Raw genomic sequence first — 17,606 nt, 5'->3', positions numbered from 1 at the left:
TCTTTATTAACGCTAATTTTATTGACTATTTGTTAAAACTCTTCCTGAATTTGCCCCATTTTGTTAGTTAATTCCTCAAAAAAACCTGTTTTTTATTCCACACTAATAGTTTTAGAAAGATAAACGGGTTGTCCTTTTTCAGTAAAGCCTTCTAAAACAACTTCAAAGCTTCCTTTTACATCAGAGGTATAAAAAGAGATATCATCTTCTTTTTGATCTAATGTTACATCTGGTTTCCATAACAATTGGTATCTGTAATCCGGAATTCGCTGCAAATTGTTTCCAGCAGCATAATCCGGACTATAATATGATTTTTTTACTGAAGGTCTTAAAACAGTAGGTTTAAAGATGTAATTGTCTTTTTGTAAACTGGTGAAATTACCCTCTAGGGTAACAAAACTTATTACACCATTAAAAACTTGTGGACCTACATAATACTGACCCGTTATGATACTAATACTGTACACGTTTGCCATGTTAAAATTGAAAAGTTCATTTATATTTTGCAGCATAAAACCGTCAACTATCACTAATGGCTTTTCAGGTAATTGCGTATGAAGGCTATAATCATTTACATGCAAAGAATAATCGGCGCCGCTTTGTCTATAATACAGTTCTGTTGCTACTTCGGTAATGGTTTCTTTTAAAGATGGGAATCTTGTATAATCACTAAGAATATATTGTTTGGCAACCGGATAGTAAAACGGATTGATATAATCCGGTTTAATTATACTGTCTGTTTTGTCTGTATAGTAGGCGTTTTCGATTTGGCTCGCAACAGATCTTTCCAACAAGGTTTCTTCGATCTCGCCCGGTAAATTAAAATAGGATTGAAACGCTAATTTTGAATAATCCGGCTCGCTTGCTTTATCAAGTTCTATAGTGTAGTTTTCTTTTTGTTCCCCAATAATTTGTATAACGATCTCGTTGTTATAATAAGGTTTGTCTACATTAAAAATAAAACGACCAGCTTCATTTGTTTTTATAGCTTTATAAGCAAATGATTTTCCTGGTATAGACAATGCTACAATTATATTTTGTAGACTATTGTTTACAGAGTTTTTTGAAATCACTTTACCGGAAATCATTTCTCCACGAAGTTCAGGAAGAACTATTGCGTTTTTATTTTGGACATTATTTTCAATTTCAGATGGAATTTTAGAAAAATCACTTGCCGTTAATTGAGTTGTTGTTGGCAAATTGTCTTTTTTACGCACAGACAATGAATAGCTTCCTTTTTCTGGTGATAAAGCAGAAGATTCTATGCCTAATGTTACTTTTTCACGATTCGAGAAAACGTCTTTGTTTACTTTTATTTTAAAATTTTTGTCTGATGCGTTTTCTTCTGTTACAGATGAAGAAGTTAATGCTGAGTTTATCTGATTTGTTTTTTCAGAAACTGCTTTACTTTCTACTGCATTCGATTCGCTGATTTGATACGGGTTTATTATTTTAATATCAATTTGGAATATTTTAGAAGCATCTGAGTTTAACATCCAATTGGTGTATCCAATAAGTTTATAACCACCGGTTTTAATGGTTGTAGGGATAAAATAATCACCTTCTCCGCTGCTGTTTTTTAAGTAGAGTTTGTTCTTGAAAATGTTTTTTCCACAGGCGTCTATAAGTTCAACATAGGCTACTTTACTAACGGTACTTGGAGTTTTGTCTGTGTTTTTTAAGCTATAAATTTTATACAAAAGTTTCTCTCCGGTTACAAAAGTCGTTGCATTTGCATGGATAAATACACTTTCATTTATTGAAGTGTTTTGCGCTATAATCGGTTTTGTATTGATAAGCAATATCAATAGTAAAATGTATTTTATTCTTTCCAAAATGAAGGTATTACGTTAGACGAAAATTTTGTACAATCTCCACATATTGCTTCTACATAGCTACCAAAGTAGTATAATAGTCCACCACCTTGAAGGCCTGAAATTATGGTATATCCATCACATGGAGGGGTTGTATTAGCTTCAAAACAAAAGTTAAGTTTCATAGGCTCACATTCACTAATATAAGCAGGTTTATCTGTAGAAGGAAAAAAATCTGTATAGTTAAAAAAGATTCTTTGAGAGGATACCGATGCAACATCAAAATAGCCCATAACTTTTTCGTCTACATTACTAATACATCTTATGTTTCCGGAAAATACACCAGGCTGTTTTGGAGATAATACACTAGTAGAGCTCGATATCTCTTTCATAGTTTTATGAAAAGTATAAGCTGCTTTATTTTCTACATACTGTCTTACCAGGATACTGTATCTTTGGGCAATCTTATAATCATCTTGCTTGATAAATCGTACAGGAAAATTAACACGATCTTCTGTTAGATTGTTGGTACTGGTTACGATTATATCGGTTGATTTTTGTGTGGAATAACAGATTTTTTTGGCTGGATCATTGTCATCGTCTATTCGTATGTTTTTAGGCCCGGTTACGACAGCTCTTTCTGAAGTCCATCTGGGAGCTACAATTTTAAAAGTTTCTTCATATTCATAACGATAATAATTAGAAGTTCGGTTTGCATCATAGCTGTTTGCATTCATTTGTATACCAGTCTCATTTTTATTGTTTACGACCACGCTTGGAGTAATGTCAGTAATAGGACTTACGGTTGGTAAAGTTTCTGAAGATGATTTATAAACTTTACCATCTTTAGTTTTTATTTCCAAAGAATATTGTCTGCCGGAAACCACCTCAAACGCTGATTCCGAAACATACTTACCGGATTTCTCTGTAAAAAGATATTCGTTGTTAAGATTATCCTTTACAATCACATTTGCACCGGTTTCTACAGTGACTTCTTCGTCTTCGAATCGGGAAGTTTTGGTAATCTTTATTTCCTGGTTTTTAAGTTCATTAGTCAAAGTTGCCTCTATAACTATAGCTTCTTCATAAGTGTCTGTCTGTAAGTTATAGCTTTCTGAACAACTGCTAATGAAAAAACTTAGCAGAAAGAACAGAATGATTTTATTGGTATGTTTGATTATTTCAGTTTTAAAATGCATTTCGTTAGAATTTAAAATTATAAGTAATACTAGGAACCGGAATAGAAAATATAGACGTTTTGTATGCCTTTATTTGCCCTTTTTCGGTTACAAAATAAACAGAATACGGATTGCTTCTGCCTAACACATTGTACACGGATACATTCCAGAAACTATGTGCCAGTTTTTTTATTTTATGATTCCCTTCGATGTTAAGCCCAATATCTAAACGGATATAATCCGGAATTCGATATTTATTTCTGTCACTATATAAGGTATATTCAGCATTTCCATATTGAAACGTTCCAATAGGATATGTAATTGGTCTTCCGGTCTGGTATAAAAAGTTGGTTGATAAACTATAACGTTTTGTAAATTTATAATTTAAAACAGCACTCAAGTCATGAGGCTTGTCAAAATTTGCGGCAAAATATTTACCGTTATTTACTATTTCCGAATCAAATTTACTGTCCAGTTTTATAAGCGTTCTGGAATACGTATATCCAATCCATCCGTTTAATTTTCCAATTGATTTTTTTATTAAAAACTCAACACCATATGCTTTTCCTTCTCCTTGCAAAAGTTGGGTTTCTACATTGTCATTCAGGATTAATTCTGCACCAACTTTGTAGTCTAATATATTTTGTGATCTTTTGTAATAACCTTCCAGACTAAGTTCGATTTCGTTATCATGCAAGTTTTTGTATAAACCTAAAGAATATTGCTGTCCGCTTTGCGGTTTTACATTTGTATTTGATAAAGTCCACGTATCTGTTGGAGATTGAGTTACATTATTCGAAAGCAGGTGTATGTATTGTCTTGTTTGATCAAAACTGGCTTTTATAGAAAAATCATCTGTAAAGAAATAACGAGCAGCGATACGAGGTTCAAGACCTCCGTATGTTTTTATAACTTCATTGTTTCCGTAATGTTTTGTTTCAATATAGGATGCGTCATCCAGAGGTAATCCGCTTTGATATACTGCCTGATTGGCTTCTCCCAATGCTGCATAAAATGAATAACGTAATCCTATATCGATTAATAATTTACTGTTTAACTTAAAATTGTCTGATATAAAAATAGCCGATTCAAGACCCCTTTCTTTTTCAATGTCAATTGGAACCAAAGGTGAATCAGGACTTTTGGCATGTTGATATCCCGGATCAACATTGTATAACTTGCTCGAAATACCATAGTTTATACTATGTTTTTCACTGTACACATAGTTAAGCTTAGCCATAAGCTGTGTTTCGTTGATTTTGTATCCAAAATCAAAAGAATTATTTTTGTTGTTAGAATCGTAATCAATGTTGAATTTGTATTCACTATTGGTAAAAAATAAGGATCCTTTATTTTTCTTATTAAAAGTATGATCCCATTTTGCAGATGCAAGACGGTTACTGTATTTGTACAAGGAATCAGAGCTTATTCTAAAACGGTCATGGCTGTAATACAAAGTCGCTTCTACTGAATTGTTTTTGTTAATAGTGTTGTTGTATTTCATAATTCCGTCATAGAATCCGGCTTCACTATTTTTTAAATCTTCATTGTCTAAAGATTTTAGAATCCAGTCAGAATAAGTAGCTCTTAATCCAACAATAATGCTTGATTTATTTTTTTGAATAGGCATTCCAACCGTAATATTAGAAGTAATTGGACCTACGGCGCCTTCGCCTGAAAATTTTTCGGCGTTACCATTTTTTGTAGTTATATCAAAAACAGAAGATAAACGTCCGCCAAAATCAGCAGGAATACTACCTTTATAAATATCGGCTTTTTTGGCGGTATAAGGATTTATTGCAGAGAAAAAACCTAAGAAATGCTGCGGATTATAAAGTACAGCATTGTCCAGAAGCACTAAGTTTTGGTCTTCTTTTCCTCCACGAACATTAAATCCCGCAGAACCTTCTCCGGTAGTTTTTATCCCGGGGAAAGTAGTTGCTATTTTAAGGATGTCGCGTTCTCCTAATATTAAAGGAACCGTCTTTGAAGCTTCGATATCAATAGATACAAGCCCTGAAATAACACTTTCTACCGTTTTTGGTCTTTTGCTTCTTATAATAACTTCATCCAGTAAGTTGGTGTCTTCCTGAATTTCAATATCAAGCGGTCCATCATTATAAACCATTATTGTTTGTGCAAGCTTTTTAAAACTAAGTGTTTTAATTTCTATTACATTAATTCCGGGAGGAACCTGTAAGATATAATGTCCGTCCTGATCGCTAACGGCACTTATATTTTTGTTGCGTACCTTCATGTAGATATTAGGCTCAGGCTTGTTGGTCGAAGCGTTTCTGATATATCCGGAAATAGTAGAATTCTTTTTATCTGTAATATCAGTTTCTTTTCCTATAAAGGTTATCGCTAAGTTCTTTTTGGAACCACTACTATTTTGTAAAGAATCATATTGTTGGTAAAATATTGGATTTTGAATTGTTCTACCAGTTTGATTTGCTAAGTTATTATTTGATTTAGGAAAATAATTAGCAGGCAATTTATTGTGAATAATGCTGTTGTTTGTTAGAATTATTTTCGATTTAAGAACAAGAAAGTTAAGGTTCGTATTGCTGAATACTTTGTTTAATACTTCATCAATAGAAACATTTTTGTAGCTTCCGGTATATAAGTTTTTATTTGATTTAATCCATTCAGCGTCAAAATAGAATCTATAAGACGATGATGCTTCAATAGTTTGAATTACAGTCATCATATCCGCATCTTTAAATTCAAGAGATACTTTATCGCTTGTTTCCTGTGCAAATATGAATGGATTGAAAAGTAAAGTAAGTATAATAAGTAGAAGTTTTCTCATAAGATTATTTTTCTGTAATTAATAGAGAAGTGTTAATGAATTTAAGGAGATTGATCATAAATTGATCGTTGTCTGATTTTCGAATTTCTCTATTCATTGCATAAAAATCATTAATCTGTTTCTTTTGATCCGGGAATATTTTTATAATTTCACTTTTACTATTACTGGTATAAAAAGTCTTATTATAAAAGATGAAATAACTATTGTCTTCTGTAAAATAAGAATATGCTTTATAGTCTTGTGTCTTACTTTCCATCTTTTTAAAATGTTTGATGTAAAAGTTAAAGCCTTCACGAAGAGCAGTCAATTCATAATAACCTGTTGTCAGTTGAGGTAATGTAGACACCTCTTTGTTCAGTTTTACGAAGTTTTTTCCATTTACATAAAATGCAGATGTCTTGTCCTGAATAACTGCTATTGAAGAATATTTGGAGTCCCCAATTGGATTTATGATCAATTGATCGCTATTAATGTTGTATTTGATATTGATGTCGTAATAAATCTGTCCGTCATAAGTTACATTGCCCTTCATGAATTTATTAACATAGTACATATTATTATCGCCAATAGTTACATAAGTGTCTTTGTAAGCTGGTCCATTGTTGATACTTAAGTTTTCTTTGCCTACAGAATTGTCAAACCAATTGTAAAATGACTCTTCTTTATTGTTTTGGCTGTATAAATTTGAAATACTTAATAAAAATCCAAATATGATAATGCAGATGTGATTTTTTTTGTGATTTTTCAAAGGAATTATAGTTTTCATGTTTTTGGTTTGGTGGATCTCAAAAGTATTGAAAAATTATCTGACAAAAAATTCAACAAACGTTAAAATATAATAAAAAATTCGTATTTTTTTACGGGAAACCTCATTTTGTTTAATAAATAGGGTTATTTTGTAGACAAATGTCTTGAAAAACTAAAAACTAATTATTTTTTTTGAAAAATATTAAAAACCGAAAACCTCAATTCATTTATTTGAATAACCTTTAGTAAAGTAAGATAGGGGAGCGTTTTAATTTTAAAATAATAGATCAACTTGAGAATTAATCTTTTCGATATAATAATCAATTTTTCGAATGGCACGGTTAAAGAATAGATTTTGTTCCTTAATCCCTGATTGTCCCAAAGGTTTTGAATTTATAATTTGCTGTTTAAAAAATTGGTGCACGTTTTTACAGCTTTCTTCATTGTCAGTAATAAAATATCCCAGCAGTGTATAAGGAACGAACATCGTTAGTTTTTCTTCCGTTTCTATGAGCATATTATTGTTTAATAATATTAACTCATTGTAATAAATATTAAAGTTATTATTTGATGCATTACATTTTTCCTGAATTAAGTTGATGATTCTTTTCAAGTTTTTGCATAAGGCGTTTGCATTTTTTAGAGAAAGTAAACCTGCCTCATGAAAGTATAAAATTTGTTGTAAACTACTGTTTATAGTAGTGTCGTTCCAAATTTCATTTACTACAGTGTTTTCATATACACTTTTTAATTTTTGCATATATTCTGCAAATGATTCCTCGATTATAAAACTTTCAAAAGCCACTTTTTTTTGATTTGTGTTTAAAAGATTGAGCCAGACAAAAGCTTTGAATTTTGATAAGATTGTTCCATCCATAAAATAAAACAACGGAATATCTTTGGCAGAGTAAAATAGTGTTGTTTTAGGATTTCTAGTTAATATTTCGATTTGTTCTGCTGATGTCTTGAAATAATGAAGCATGTCTTTTAAGGTTTCTATTTCAATTGTTTTTTCGACAATTACCTTTTCTTTTTTAGAAAATAAATTATCCAGCGAGATATTAAAATGATCTGCCAGTTTGATCGTTTCATCTATCGAAAATTTACTTTTTTCAGATATTCTTCTATGCGATGCATCATAGCTTATCTCTAAAACTGTTGCAATTTCCTCTATTACAGAAGCTGATTTTGGGATTTTACTTCTAATTGCCTTTAAAAATGATTCTTGATATTTCATAATTTGCGATAATCACAAATATAAGAAATAGTTTTATTGATTTAAGCAAATCCATATGTGATTATTGCAATAGGTTTGCCCTGTAATTATTAAAATTAAAAGATGAAAAAAGTTCCCTTATTACTTATTGCTATTAGATTATTATTGGGTTTTGTAATGATTTTAATTGCGAATAACAATTTTGCGCATGTTAGAATGATTTTAGTATCATTAATGATATTCGGATTATTGACAGATATTTTTGATGGTATTATTGCCCGGAAAGTTGGTGTGTCATCAGAAAAATTACGGCGAATGGATAGTCAGGTCGATTTAGTTTTTTGGTTGTGCGTAGGTTGGTGCACATGGCTGTTAAATCCTGAGATTATTATTGAACATAAATATGCTATTATTTCAATTTTTGTAATGGAAGGTCTGACGTATGTTTTTAGTATTCTGAAATTCGGAAAAGAAACCTGTACTCATGCTCTTTTATCTAAATTATGGGGTATAACATTGTTAGTTGCTTTTGTTTCTATGATTGGTTTTGGTCATGCCGGAATTCCTTTTTTTCTAGCCGTATTTTTTGGAATAGTTGGTCATATTGATGTTTACCTGATTATTTATTTTTTACCTAAATGGACACATGATGTTCCCAGTTCCTATCATGCCTATTTAATTAGAGAAGGAAAATCAATCAAAAGACACAAATTGTTTAATGGATAGTTGTTTGAGAAAGTGATTTGAATTAAGAAAAAGATAAAAAACGAAAAACCCCAAGTCAAATAAATGAATTGGGGTTTTCTATGAATAAACCTTTAGTAAACTAAGATCTGATTACTCTTTTTTCTCCTCACGTGGAGGTCTTTGTAAAAGTGCTTTTCTTGACACTTTTTCTTTTTTAGTTTTAGGATCTACTCCCAGGTATTTTACTTCAAATACATCACCCATGTTTACAACATCAGTAACATTTTCAGTACGTTCCCAAGCTAATTCAGATACGTGTAATAAAACTTCATTTCCTGGCGCAGAAGTATATTCTACTACAGCTCCAAAATCTAACATTTTAATTACTTTAACCTCATAAGCTTCTCCCATTTGTGGTTTGAAAGTGATTGACTTAATTTTAGCCAATACTGCTTCAATTCCAGCTGGATCTGTACCTAAGATTTCGATAACACCTTCATCATTTACTTCGTTGATTACGATAGTTGTTCCGGTAGCTTTTTGTAATTCCTGAATTACTTTTCCACCAGGTCCAATTAATGCTCCAATAAAGTTTCCAGGAATAGTTCTGGTAATGATTTTTGGAGAATGTGCTTTAACATCTGCATTTGGTTTAGCAAGAGTTTCAAGTAATTTTCCTAAAATATGCAAACGTCCATCACGAGCCTGAGCTAAAGCCTGCTCCATGATTTCGTATTTCAATCCGTCAATTTTGATGTCCATTTGACATGCTGTAATACCTACGGAAGTTCCAGTTACCTTGAAATCCATATCTCCTAAATGATCTTCATCACCTAAAATATCAGATAAAACTGCAAAACGGTCACCATCAGTGATTAATCCCATTGCAATTCCAGAAACTGGACGAATCATTTGAATACCAGCATCCATTAAAGCTAATGTTCCTGCACAAACTGTAGCCATAGAAGATGAACCATTTGATTCCAATACTTCAGAAACAACTCTGATTGTATAAGGATTTTCAGCAGGAATCATGTTTTTCAATGCTCTTTGTGCTAAATTTCCGTGACCAACTTCTCTTCTTGAAGTTCCTCTTAACGGACGAGCTTCTCCTGTAGAAAATGGTGGAAAGTTATAGTGCAAATAGAATTTTTCTTCTCCTTGTTCAGATGGTGAATCAATTTGGTTTGCTTCTCTTGATGTTCCTAAAGTTGCAGTTGCCAAAGCTTGAGTTTCTCCACGTGTAAACAATGCAGAACCGTGAACAGATGGTAAATAATCTACTTCACACCAGATTGGTCTGATTTCTGTAGTTTTTCTTCCGTCAAGACGAGTTCCTAAATCTAAAGTTACGTTACGAACAGCTTCTTTATTGGTTTTGTAGAAATATTTAGAAACTAAATCTCCATTTTCTGCCAATTCTTCTTCTGTAAATAAGGCTTTTACTTCTTCTTTTACAGCATCAAATGCAGCAGAACGTTCGTGTTTAGCCGAACCAACTTTAGCAATGTTGTAAATTTTATCATAAGCCGCTGCTTTTACTTTTGCGTAAATAGCATCGTCAGTTTTTTCAGTTTCGTAAGTACGAACTTCTTTTTTTCCAAAAGCAGCCTGTAAACGTTCTTGAGCAGCAATTTGGTTTTTAATATGTTCGTGAGCAAATTTAATTGCTTCTAACATTTCAGCTTCTGAGATTTCTTTCATTTCACCTTCTACCATTGCGATAGAATCAGTCGAAGCTCCAATCATCATATCTATATCAGATAATTCTAATTGTGCACGAGATGGATTGATGATAAATTTACCGTCAATTCTTCCAACTCTTGCTTCAGAAATTAAAGTTTCAAAAGGAATGTCAGACAAAGCAAGTGCTGCCGAAGCTGCTAAACCTGCTAATGCATCTGGCATAACTTCTTCGTCATGAGACATTAACTGAATCATAACCTGAACTTCTGCGTGATAATCACTTGGGAAAAGCGGACGTAAAACACGGTCAACTAATCTCATTGTTAATACTTCGCTATCGCTTGGACGAGCTTCTCTTTTGAAGAAACCACCAGGGAAACGACCTGCTGCTGCAAATTTTTCGCGGTAATCTACCGTTAACGGTAAAAAGTCAATACCTGGACTTGCTTTTCTTGATGATACAACTGTTCCTAAAATAACAGTTTTACCAATTCTTACTACTACAGAACCATCAGCTTGTTTTGCTAAACGTCCTGTCTCGATTGTGATGCTTCTGCCATCACCTAAATCGATACTTTCTACAAATAATTGTGGAATCATAATTTTTTCCTTATTGGTTATACAATGGGTTTTAGTTGTGTTGTAGTTGTTGTGTGTAGTTGTTGTTTATTCTAAAACCCAATGAAAAACCAAACTTTTTTTCTTTTTAAAAATGCTTGTAATATATATAATCTGTAAAAACAAAAAGAGGCACTTTCGCACCTCTTTTCTATATTGATTATTTTCTGATATTCAATACTTTGATAATCTCACGATATCTGTTGATCTCTTTCTTTTTCAAGTAATCAAGTAACGATCTTCTTTTACCTACTAGTAGTACAAGTGAACGCTCAGTGTTGTAATCGTGACGATTTTTTTTCAAGTGTTCAGTTAAGTGTGAAATTCTGTAAGTGAACAATGCGATTTGACCTTCTGCGCTTCCAGTGTTTGTTGCAGCACCGTGTTGTGCGAAAATCTCTTCTTTCTTTTCTTTAGTTAAATACATTCCAATATTATTTAATGATTTTTATGTATGTCATACATCCTTTGTAAGACGGGTGCAAAATTAGTACTTTTTTTTTGAAAAAAGAATTTTATAGATCATTTTTTGCAATTGTGATAGGTAATGTAAAATTAACCTGTACTGGAATTCCTCTTTTTATTCCGGGATTCCAGTTTTTAGCAAAGTTAATTACGTTAATTGCGCTTTCATCTAATCCGTAACCAATTCCTTTTAATATTAGTGGCTCAATCAGCTTACCACTTTTATCTACTATAAAGGTCATATATATTTTTCCAGAAACTTTATTTCTGGCTTCTTGTGGAATATGTAAGTTTACTCTAATAAATTTATAAAAAGAATCCATGCCTTTTTTAGGAGCTGCAGGTTGATATACAACATCGTAAGGATGTTCAATATTTAAAGAATCGGTACTTATTCCGGAAATTAATTTTCCGTTTTCATAATTTTCAATAAAAGTATATTTCTCTTCCAGACTTTTTCCTTTCCAAGTACCATCAGGGACTCCATTTTTTACTTTTCCTCTTTCTTCATAACCATCCTCATCTATATCTTCGTAGTCACCATTTCCGTCAGAAACCATTCGCTCTTTTTGAAGATTCCAATAATTGTTGATTCTGGAATCTTTAGTTTTGTCTTTGTTCTCGAAATACTCAATCTCAGATTTTAAATTTCCATTGTCGTACCAATTATATTCTTTTCCTGCTTTTTTTCCGTTAGAGTAATAAACAGATGATTCCTTGTTGCCATTTTCGTAATAGTAAATGGTTTGCCCTTCTTTCTTTATAATGTCTCTGTCGGACGAAGCACTAATCATCTTTAAAGCTTTAGACTTGTAGAAATCTCTAAAAATGTATATTTTTTTTTCGGAATAATATTCTTCGATATGTCTTACATATTTATACTTTTCCTCTGAAGTTTCAGCCCACATAGAATCTAAATAAATTACTTTACTTACGGCTATTGGTGTTTGAGAAATTGATTTAGTACTTATCGATAAAAAAAAGATAATTGTAAAGTAATAATAAGAAAGGCCAAATTTCATTATAGATGTTTTAAGATGAAACAAATATAATAGTATTTTTAATACAATTTGGCAACTTCTTGATTTACAAATTCTAAAAATCTTTCGTCAGCTTCTGTAAAAGGGTCAATTACGTGACTATCAATGTCAATTTGTCCAATATTTATTCCGTTTACAAATAAAGGAACTACAATTTCAGATTTTACCGTAAAACTGCAGGCGATATAATTATCTTGAGCGGCAACGTCCGGTACTACAAAATTTGCATTGCTTTCAGCTACTTGTCCGCAGATTCCTTTCCCAAACGGAATAACAGTATGATCTGTTTCTGCGCCTACATATGGACCCAGATGTAAGGTTTTGTTTTCGTGATTGGCAAAATAAAAGCCAACCCAATTATAATATTCTACATTTGCATTTAATAGTTGGCAAATGGCTAAAAGTTTTTCGTCTCTAAGAGTATTAGTGTCAGCTATAATAGCGCTTATTTTTGGTTGTAATTCTTGAAATGTCATGATATAAAAATTTTATACAAAAGTATTTAAAGCTAAACTCAAAAAATACATAAATTTGAAAAAAAAATCCCTTTGAGAAAATATTTAATACAGTTCAAACCTTTCTTAGTTTTTATAGGTACTTTTTTTGTGACTTACATCGCGCTTACCTATATATATAAAATCTATTTGGATAGTTTTGAAGTAAGCGACCTTGACGGAATTACAAAAGTCGTAGGTCGCAATGTCGAACAATTAATGCAATTACTGAATGCTGATTTTATAGTGAGCAAGAATTTATCCAGTTCCTGGATGGATGTTTGGTACAATAAAAAACATATGACACGAATCATTGAAGGATGCAATGCTGTTAGTGTAATTATTTTGTTTGTTTCGTTTGTTGTCGCTTTTTCCGGAAAACTTAAGCCAACATTCTTTTTTATCTTATTTGGTATATTTTTAATTTATATTCTTAATGTTATCCGCATTGCCTTATTAGTTGTTTTGAAATTTAATTTTCCTGAATATGCACATTTCCTGCACGGAGTCTTTTTTCCTTTAGTCATATACGGACTGGTATTTGCTTTATGGTTTTTTTGGATTAATAAATTTTCAAAATATGCTGGATAATATAAAGGAACACAAATTAAAAATTCTGGTTACGATTCTGGTTGTGTTTTGTTTTGGAGTTATCAGAGCATTTGAAGATCAATTGTTTTATGACCCATTTTTAGTTTATTTTAAAAGAGATTTTAAAAACCTGCCTTTTCCTGAAGCGGATCATTTAAAGCTTTTTTTAGGGCTTTTTCTTCGATATATTCTAAATAGTATTTTGTCTTTAGCATTAATTTATGCATTGTTTCAGGATAAAGAAATTCTTAAATTCAGTACATTTATGTATGCCTTTTTTCTGGTGCTTCTTTTTGTAATGTTTTATGTAATTATTGAATGTTTTCCAGATGCAAACTGGCTTCTTTTTTATGTAAGGCGATTTATCATTCAGCCTATATTTATATTGTTATTTATACCTGCATTTTATTATCAGCAACAAAATCTTAAAAAATAACATTTCATTAAATCTTTTTCAAGTCTTTTTAGGTAGTTTTGCAGTATGAATGTAAAAAAGTGCACAGGATTATTTTTAGCGTTCCTATTGTTGGTTTCCAACATTGGGTTTGCTTTTGATGTGCATTATTGCGGAGGCGAAATTGCTTCTGTTTCATTAAATACTACAGCTTCTGCATCTCCTGAGAAAAAATGTTGTGGAGCATCTGAAAAGAAATCATCTTGTTGTAAAGACAAAGTAGTTCATTTCGAAAAAAAATCGGATAATGCTACTTTTAAGATTTTCTTTTTCCAACTAGCTTTTCCAGCGGTAATTCAAGAATATAAACCAATTGTTTTTGTATCAATTCCAAATTTCAAAAACAATCAGATTACTACGTATTATTCTGATGCGAATGCGCCGCCATTATTCAAATTATACAATCAATACATTTTTTATTCCTGATTTTAATGTTTAGAATCAAGCTGTTTATTGGCTTGTATTATGCTGTTTAGTTATTTCTCACTTATTGAAAAATTCTATAAAAGCAGCTTTTCTAATTAACATTAAAATCATTTTTTATGCAAAAAAATATCATGCTTTTTTGTATGGTTTTATTTTCTATATCTGCTTTTTCACAAGAAGATTTAGAGGAAGTCAAAATCACAAAGAAGCAAAAAGGAATAAAAAAATCCTATACACTTACTTCAAATACATCTGTTATTACAAGTAAAGAACTGCTAAAAGCAGCATGTTGTAATTTGGCCGAAAGTTTCGAAACAAATCCATCAATCGACGTCAATTTTTCTGATGCTTTAACGGGGACAAAACAAATAAAAATGCTGGGTCTGACAAGTCCGTATTTAATGATTACCGAGGAGAATATTCCTTCGGTACGGGGAGCTTCCCAGGCTTATGGATTGTCATTTACTCCCGGAACCTGGATCGAAAGCGTTCAGATCACCAAAGGAGCCGGAAGTGTAATTAATGGTTACGAGAGTATTTCGGGACAAATTAATACAGAACTTTTAAAACCATTAAACGACATTCCGTTCTTTTTGAATGTCTATGGTTCTACTGATTCAAGGTTTGAGGTAAATACACATTTCAACAAAAAGTTATCTGATAAATGGGCGACTAGTTTGTTTGTTCATGGAAATGCCCGTGTTGCAAAAAACGATATGAATAATGATGGTTTTCTGGATAATCCGTTAGGGAAACAAATCAACGTTTTAAACCGTTATCAATATTATAATGCCGAAAGCGGTTTGGTGAGTTTTATCAATTTCAGATATATGAATGATAAAAAACAAACCGGAGAAGTCGATTTTGATAAAGATAGAGATCGTGGAACCACAAATCATTGGGGTTCAGAAATCAATACAGAACGTTTTGATGTTTCGACTAAAATTGGTTATGTTTTTAAAGATATGCCATATCAAAGTATTGGTTTTCAGAATGCTTTTAACAGTCACAACCAGAATTCTTATTTTGGATTGAATTTATATGACATTAAACAGAATAGTTTTTATTCGAATTTAATCTTCAATTCGATTATCAATAATACGATGCATAAGTTTACCACTGGTTTGAATTTTTCTTACGATCAATATCAGGAATTTGTAAATACAACTGATTATAGCAGAATTGATAATTCAGTTGGGGCGTTTTTCGAATATACGTATGATAATACAGATAATTTTAGTTTGATTCTTGGAGGAAGAGTTGACAATCACAATCGTTTGGGCTTTTTTGTTACGCCTCGTTTACATATGAGATACAATCCCTGGAAAGATGGAGTTATTCGTTTTTCTGCCGGAAGAGGAAAACGTTCTGCTAATATTTTTGCGGAGAATCAACAGCTTTTTGCAAGTTCCAGAACATTTTCGATCTTAGATCATAGCGGAAAAATTTATGGACTGAATCCGGAAATTGCATGGAATTATGGGATTAGTTTTTCTCAGAAATTTAAAATTTTCAATAAAAATGCTGAGGCAGGATTTGATTTCTACAGAACAGATTTTCAAAATCAAGCCGTCGTGGATTTGATGCAGAGCCCGCAAGAAGTTTTGTTTTATAATCTAAAAGGAAGCTCTTTTGCAAATAGTTTTCAGTTTGAATTCAACTACGAATTGATTCATAATTTGAATTTGAGAACAGCTTATAAATATTATGACATTCAAACAGATTATTTGAAAGGAACTTTCCAGCGCCCATTGCAGGCAAAACATCGTTTTTTAGGGAATCTGGAATATGAAACTCAGTTAAGCAACGGAAAGCAATGGAAGTTTGATTATACTTTTAACTGGTCAGGAAAACAACAATTGCCTTACACGGCATCAAACCCCGTAGAAGATCAGTTTCCTGATTTTTCGCCATCTTATGCTGTTATGAATATGCAGGTAACAAGAGTGCTTTCGCCTGTTTTTGAGGTATATGCAGGAGGAGAGAATATTGGAAATTACAAACAACAGAAAGCGATTTTGGGTGCCGAAGATCCATTTGGACCCAATTTTGATGCTTCTGTAGCATATGCGCCAATTTTTGGACAAATGTATTACGCAGGATTACGATTTAAAATAAAATAAAGAATCCAATTTCAAAAATCAATTTCAATAACAATAAATAATATATAAAAATGAAACACTTAATTTTAATTGCAATGATCACTTTTTTAGGATTTTCGGCGCAAGCCCAAACTAAGAAAAATAAGAACTTAAAATACACCACAGAAGTAAATGGTAACTGTGAGCAATGTAAAAAACGTATCGAAAAAGCTGCGTTTGGTGTTCCCGGAGTTAAATCTGCAAGTTGGGATATAGGTTCGCATGAATTAACAGTGATTCTAAACGAAGAAAAATCGTCACCGGCAGATTTAAACAAAGCAATTGCTAAAGTAGGGCATGATACTAAAGAGGTTAAGGCAACGGATTCTGATTATGCTAATTTGCATTCTTGTTGTAAATACGACAGAGAAAAATAATCATAACGAATAATAGTTAGAGCCCAAGTGTAACTTGGGCTTTTTTAATAGTTAATTTATCTTTAAAATACCGTATTTTATTGTGGCTAAACTAAATTATTGTTACTTTCACGAACTTATAAATATAACCAAACGCATTTATGAATAATTTTGATTGGACTCAATTAATTAACCCTGAATTTTATATTACACTAAGTATCGGTGGTTTTCAAATTGGTTTATTTATTGTTTTGTTTATAGTTTTTGCTGAAACAGGACTTTTTGCCGGGTTTTTTCTGCCTGGAGACAGTTTGCTTTTTTTAGCAGGTATTTATAGCCGTGATCTAATTCAGAATGTTGTCGATATACCAGCTGATTTTGTAAACGTATTTATACTTTCAACTCTGGTTGCTATAATGGGAGTTTTGGGTAATATGACAGGGTATTGGTTTGGAGCTAAAAGTGGGTATTATCTGTTTAAAAAAGAAGATACATTTTGGTTTAAAAAGAAGTACTTATTACAATCTAAAGATTTCTTTGAAAAGTATGGTGGTAAAGCAATTATTTATGCGCGTTTCTTACCAATTTTCAGAACCTTCGCACCAATTATTGCAGGGATAGTTTCTATGGATAAAAAGAAATTTATGTTCTATAATATTCTAAGTTCATTTTTATGGTCCTTTATATTGATATTTGCAGGACATTATTTATATGGAGTATTTTTAAAACATGGAATAGATTTAAAAGAGCATATTGAGTATATCATTATTATAATTGTAATCATTTCTACGTTTCCTGTTTTATTAAAACTGTTGAAGAAAAGACCAAGTGAGAATATATAATACTGAGATATTAAAATAAATAAAAAAGTCCGAAGTTTA

At 31.7% G+C, this 17,606-nt stretch carries 16 protein-coding genes; 7 read left to right on the top strand and 9 right to left on the bottom strand.

Annotated features, from left to right (window positions below; genetic code table 11):
• Positions 1 to 92 precede the first annotated feature (92 nt).
• From EAH81_RS14180 to EAH81_RS14160, 5 genes are all read right to left on the bottom strand, one after another.
• The gene (locus tag EAH81_RS14180; protein ID WP_140508159.1) at positions 93 to 1,835 is read right to left on the bottom strand and encodes a hypothetical protein; all 1,743 of its coding nucleotides are present in this window, start codon (positions 1,833 to 1,835) and stop codon (positions 93 to 95) included.
• On the bottom strand, positions 1,823 to 3,013 hold the full coding sequence (locus tag EAH81_RS14175) for a DUF4249 domain-containing protein (RefSeq protein WP_140508157.1): 1,191 nt from the start codon (positions 3,011 to 3,013) through the stop codon (positions 1,823 to 1,825). The genes EAH81_RS14180 and EAH81_RS14175 overlap by 13 nt, the downstream gene beginning before the upstream one ends.
• 4 nt (positions 3,014 to 3,017) lie before the next feature.
• Positions 3,018 to 5,804 (bottom strand): carboxypeptidase-like regulatory domain-containing protein, encoded by a 2,787-nt coding sequence (locus EAH81_RS14170; protein ID WP_140508155.1) that lies wholly within the window; start codon positions 5,802 to 5,804, stop codon positions 3,018 to 3,020.
• Between the two features lie 4 nt (positions 5,805 to 5,808).
• Positions 5,809 to 6,570, bottom strand: a complete 762-nt coding sequence (locus EAH81_RS14165; RefSeq protein ID WP_140508153.1) for a hypothetical protein — start codon at positions 6,568 to 6,570, stop codon at positions 5,809 to 5,811.
• Positions 6,571 to 6,825: 255 nt separating this feature from the next.
• Entirely contained in the window at positions 6,826 to 7,788 is a 963-nt protein-coding gene (locus EAH81_RS14160) for a hypothetical protein (RefSeq protein ID WP_140508151.1), read from the bottom strand.
• Between the two features lie 102 nt (positions 7,789 to 7,890).
• Between EAH81_RS14160 and EAH81_RS14155 the strand changes: the two genes are divergently transcribed.
• Positions 7,891 to 8,493, top strand: a complete 603-nt coding sequence (locus EAH81_RS14155) for a CDP-alcohol phosphatidyltransferase family protein (protein ID WP_140508149.1) — start codon at positions 7,891 to 7,893, stop codon at positions 8,491 to 8,493.
• A gap of 111 nt (positions 8,494 to 8,604) precedes the next feature.
• On the opposite strand, the gene EAH81_RS14150 is transcribed toward EAH81_RS14155, so the two are convergent.
• The 4 genes from EAH81_RS14150 to EAH81_RS14135 all read right to left on the bottom strand — a co-directional run bounded on the left by EAH81_RS14150 (position 8,605) and on the right by EAH81_RS14135 (position 12,739).
• Positions 8,605 to 10,740: a polyribonucleotide nucleotidyltransferase gene (locus tag EAH81_RS14150; RefSeq protein ID WP_140508147.1), complete on the bottom strand. Its 2,136-nt coding sequence runs from the start codon at positions 10,738 to 10,740 to the stop codon at positions 8,605 to 8,607.
• 178 nt (positions 10,741 to 10,918) lie between these two features.
• On the bottom strand, positions 10,919 to 11,185 hold the full coding sequence (gene rpsO, locus EAH81_RS14145; RefSeq protein ID WP_140508144.1) for a 30S ribosomal protein S15: 267 nt from the start codon (positions 11,183 to 11,185) through the stop codon (positions 10,919 to 10,921).
• Between the two features lie 88 nt (positions 11,186 to 11,273).
• Positions 11,274 to 12,245 carry an energy transducer TonB gene (locus EAH81_RS14140; RefSeq protein ID WP_140508142.1) on the bottom strand — a complete coding sequence of 324 codons (972 nt, stop codon included), beginning with the start codon at positions 12,243 to 12,245 and terminating at the stop codon, positions 11,274 to 11,276.
• A 38-nt stretch (positions 12,246 to 12,283) separates the two neighbouring features.
• Positions 12,284 to 12,739, bottom strand: a complete 456-nt coding sequence (locus EAH81_RS14135; RefSeq protein WP_140508140.1) for a GAF domain-containing protein — start codon at positions 12,737 to 12,739, stop codon at positions 12,284 to 12,286.
• 72 nt (positions 12,740 to 12,811) lie between these two features.
• Here EAH81_RS14135 and xrtF point away from each other — a divergent pair, with 72 nt between their 5' ends.
• The 6 genes from xrtF (at position 12,812) to EAH81_RS14105 (ending at position 17,567) form a co-directional block, all read left to right on the top strand.
• Positions 12,812 to 13,348, top strand: a complete 537-nt coding sequence (gene xrtF, locus EAH81_RS14130) for an exosortase family protein XrtF (RefSeq protein WP_140508137.1) — start codon at positions 12,812 to 12,814, stop codon at positions 13,346 to 13,348.
• Positions 13,338 to 13,784 (top strand): exosortase F system-associated membrane protein, encoded by a 447-nt coding sequence (locus tag EAH81_RS14125; RefSeq protein WP_140508135.1) that lies wholly within the window; start codon positions 13,338 to 13,340, stop codon positions 13,782 to 13,784. The genes xrtF and EAH81_RS14125 overlap by 11 nt, the downstream gene beginning before the upstream one ends.
• A 45-nt stretch (positions 13,785 to 13,829) precedes the next feature.
• Entirely contained in the window at positions 13,830 to 14,228 is a 399-nt protein-coding gene (locus EAH81_RS14120) for an HYC_CC_PP family protein (RefSeq protein ID WP_140508133.1), read from the top strand.
• Positions 14,229 to 14,344: 116 nt separating this feature from the next.
• Positions 14,345 to 16,351 (top strand): TonB-dependent receptor plug domain-containing protein, encoded by a 2,007-nt coding sequence (locus tag EAH81_RS14115; protein WP_140508131.1) that lies wholly within the window; start codon positions 14,345 to 14,347, stop codon positions 16,349 to 16,351.
• A gap of 50 nt (positions 16,352 to 16,401) precedes the next feature.
• Positions 16,402 to 16,746, top strand: a complete 345-nt coding sequence (locus EAH81_RS14110) for a heavy-metal-associated domain-containing protein (protein WP_140508129.1) — start codon at positions 16,402 to 16,404, stop codon at positions 16,744 to 16,746.
• 140 nt (positions 16,747 to 16,886) lie between these two features.
• Positions 16,887 to 17,567, top strand: a complete 681-nt coding sequence (locus EAH81_RS14105) for a DedA family protein (RefSeq protein ID WP_140508127.1) — start codon at positions 16,887 to 16,889, stop codon at positions 17,565 to 17,567.
• The last annotated feature ends 39 nt before the right edge of the window (positions 17,568 to 17,606 follow it).

Origin of the sequence: Flavobacterium pectinovorum (assembly GCF_006438875.1) — a bacterium.
In the GTDB taxonomy this organism is placed as follows: Bacteria; Bacteroidota; Bacteroidia; order Flavobacteriales; family Flavobacteriaceae; genus Flavobacterium; species Flavobacterium pectinovorum_A.
Note: the sequence above shows the minus strand (reverse complement) of the source record. Positions and strands in the feature narration are given on the sequence as shown.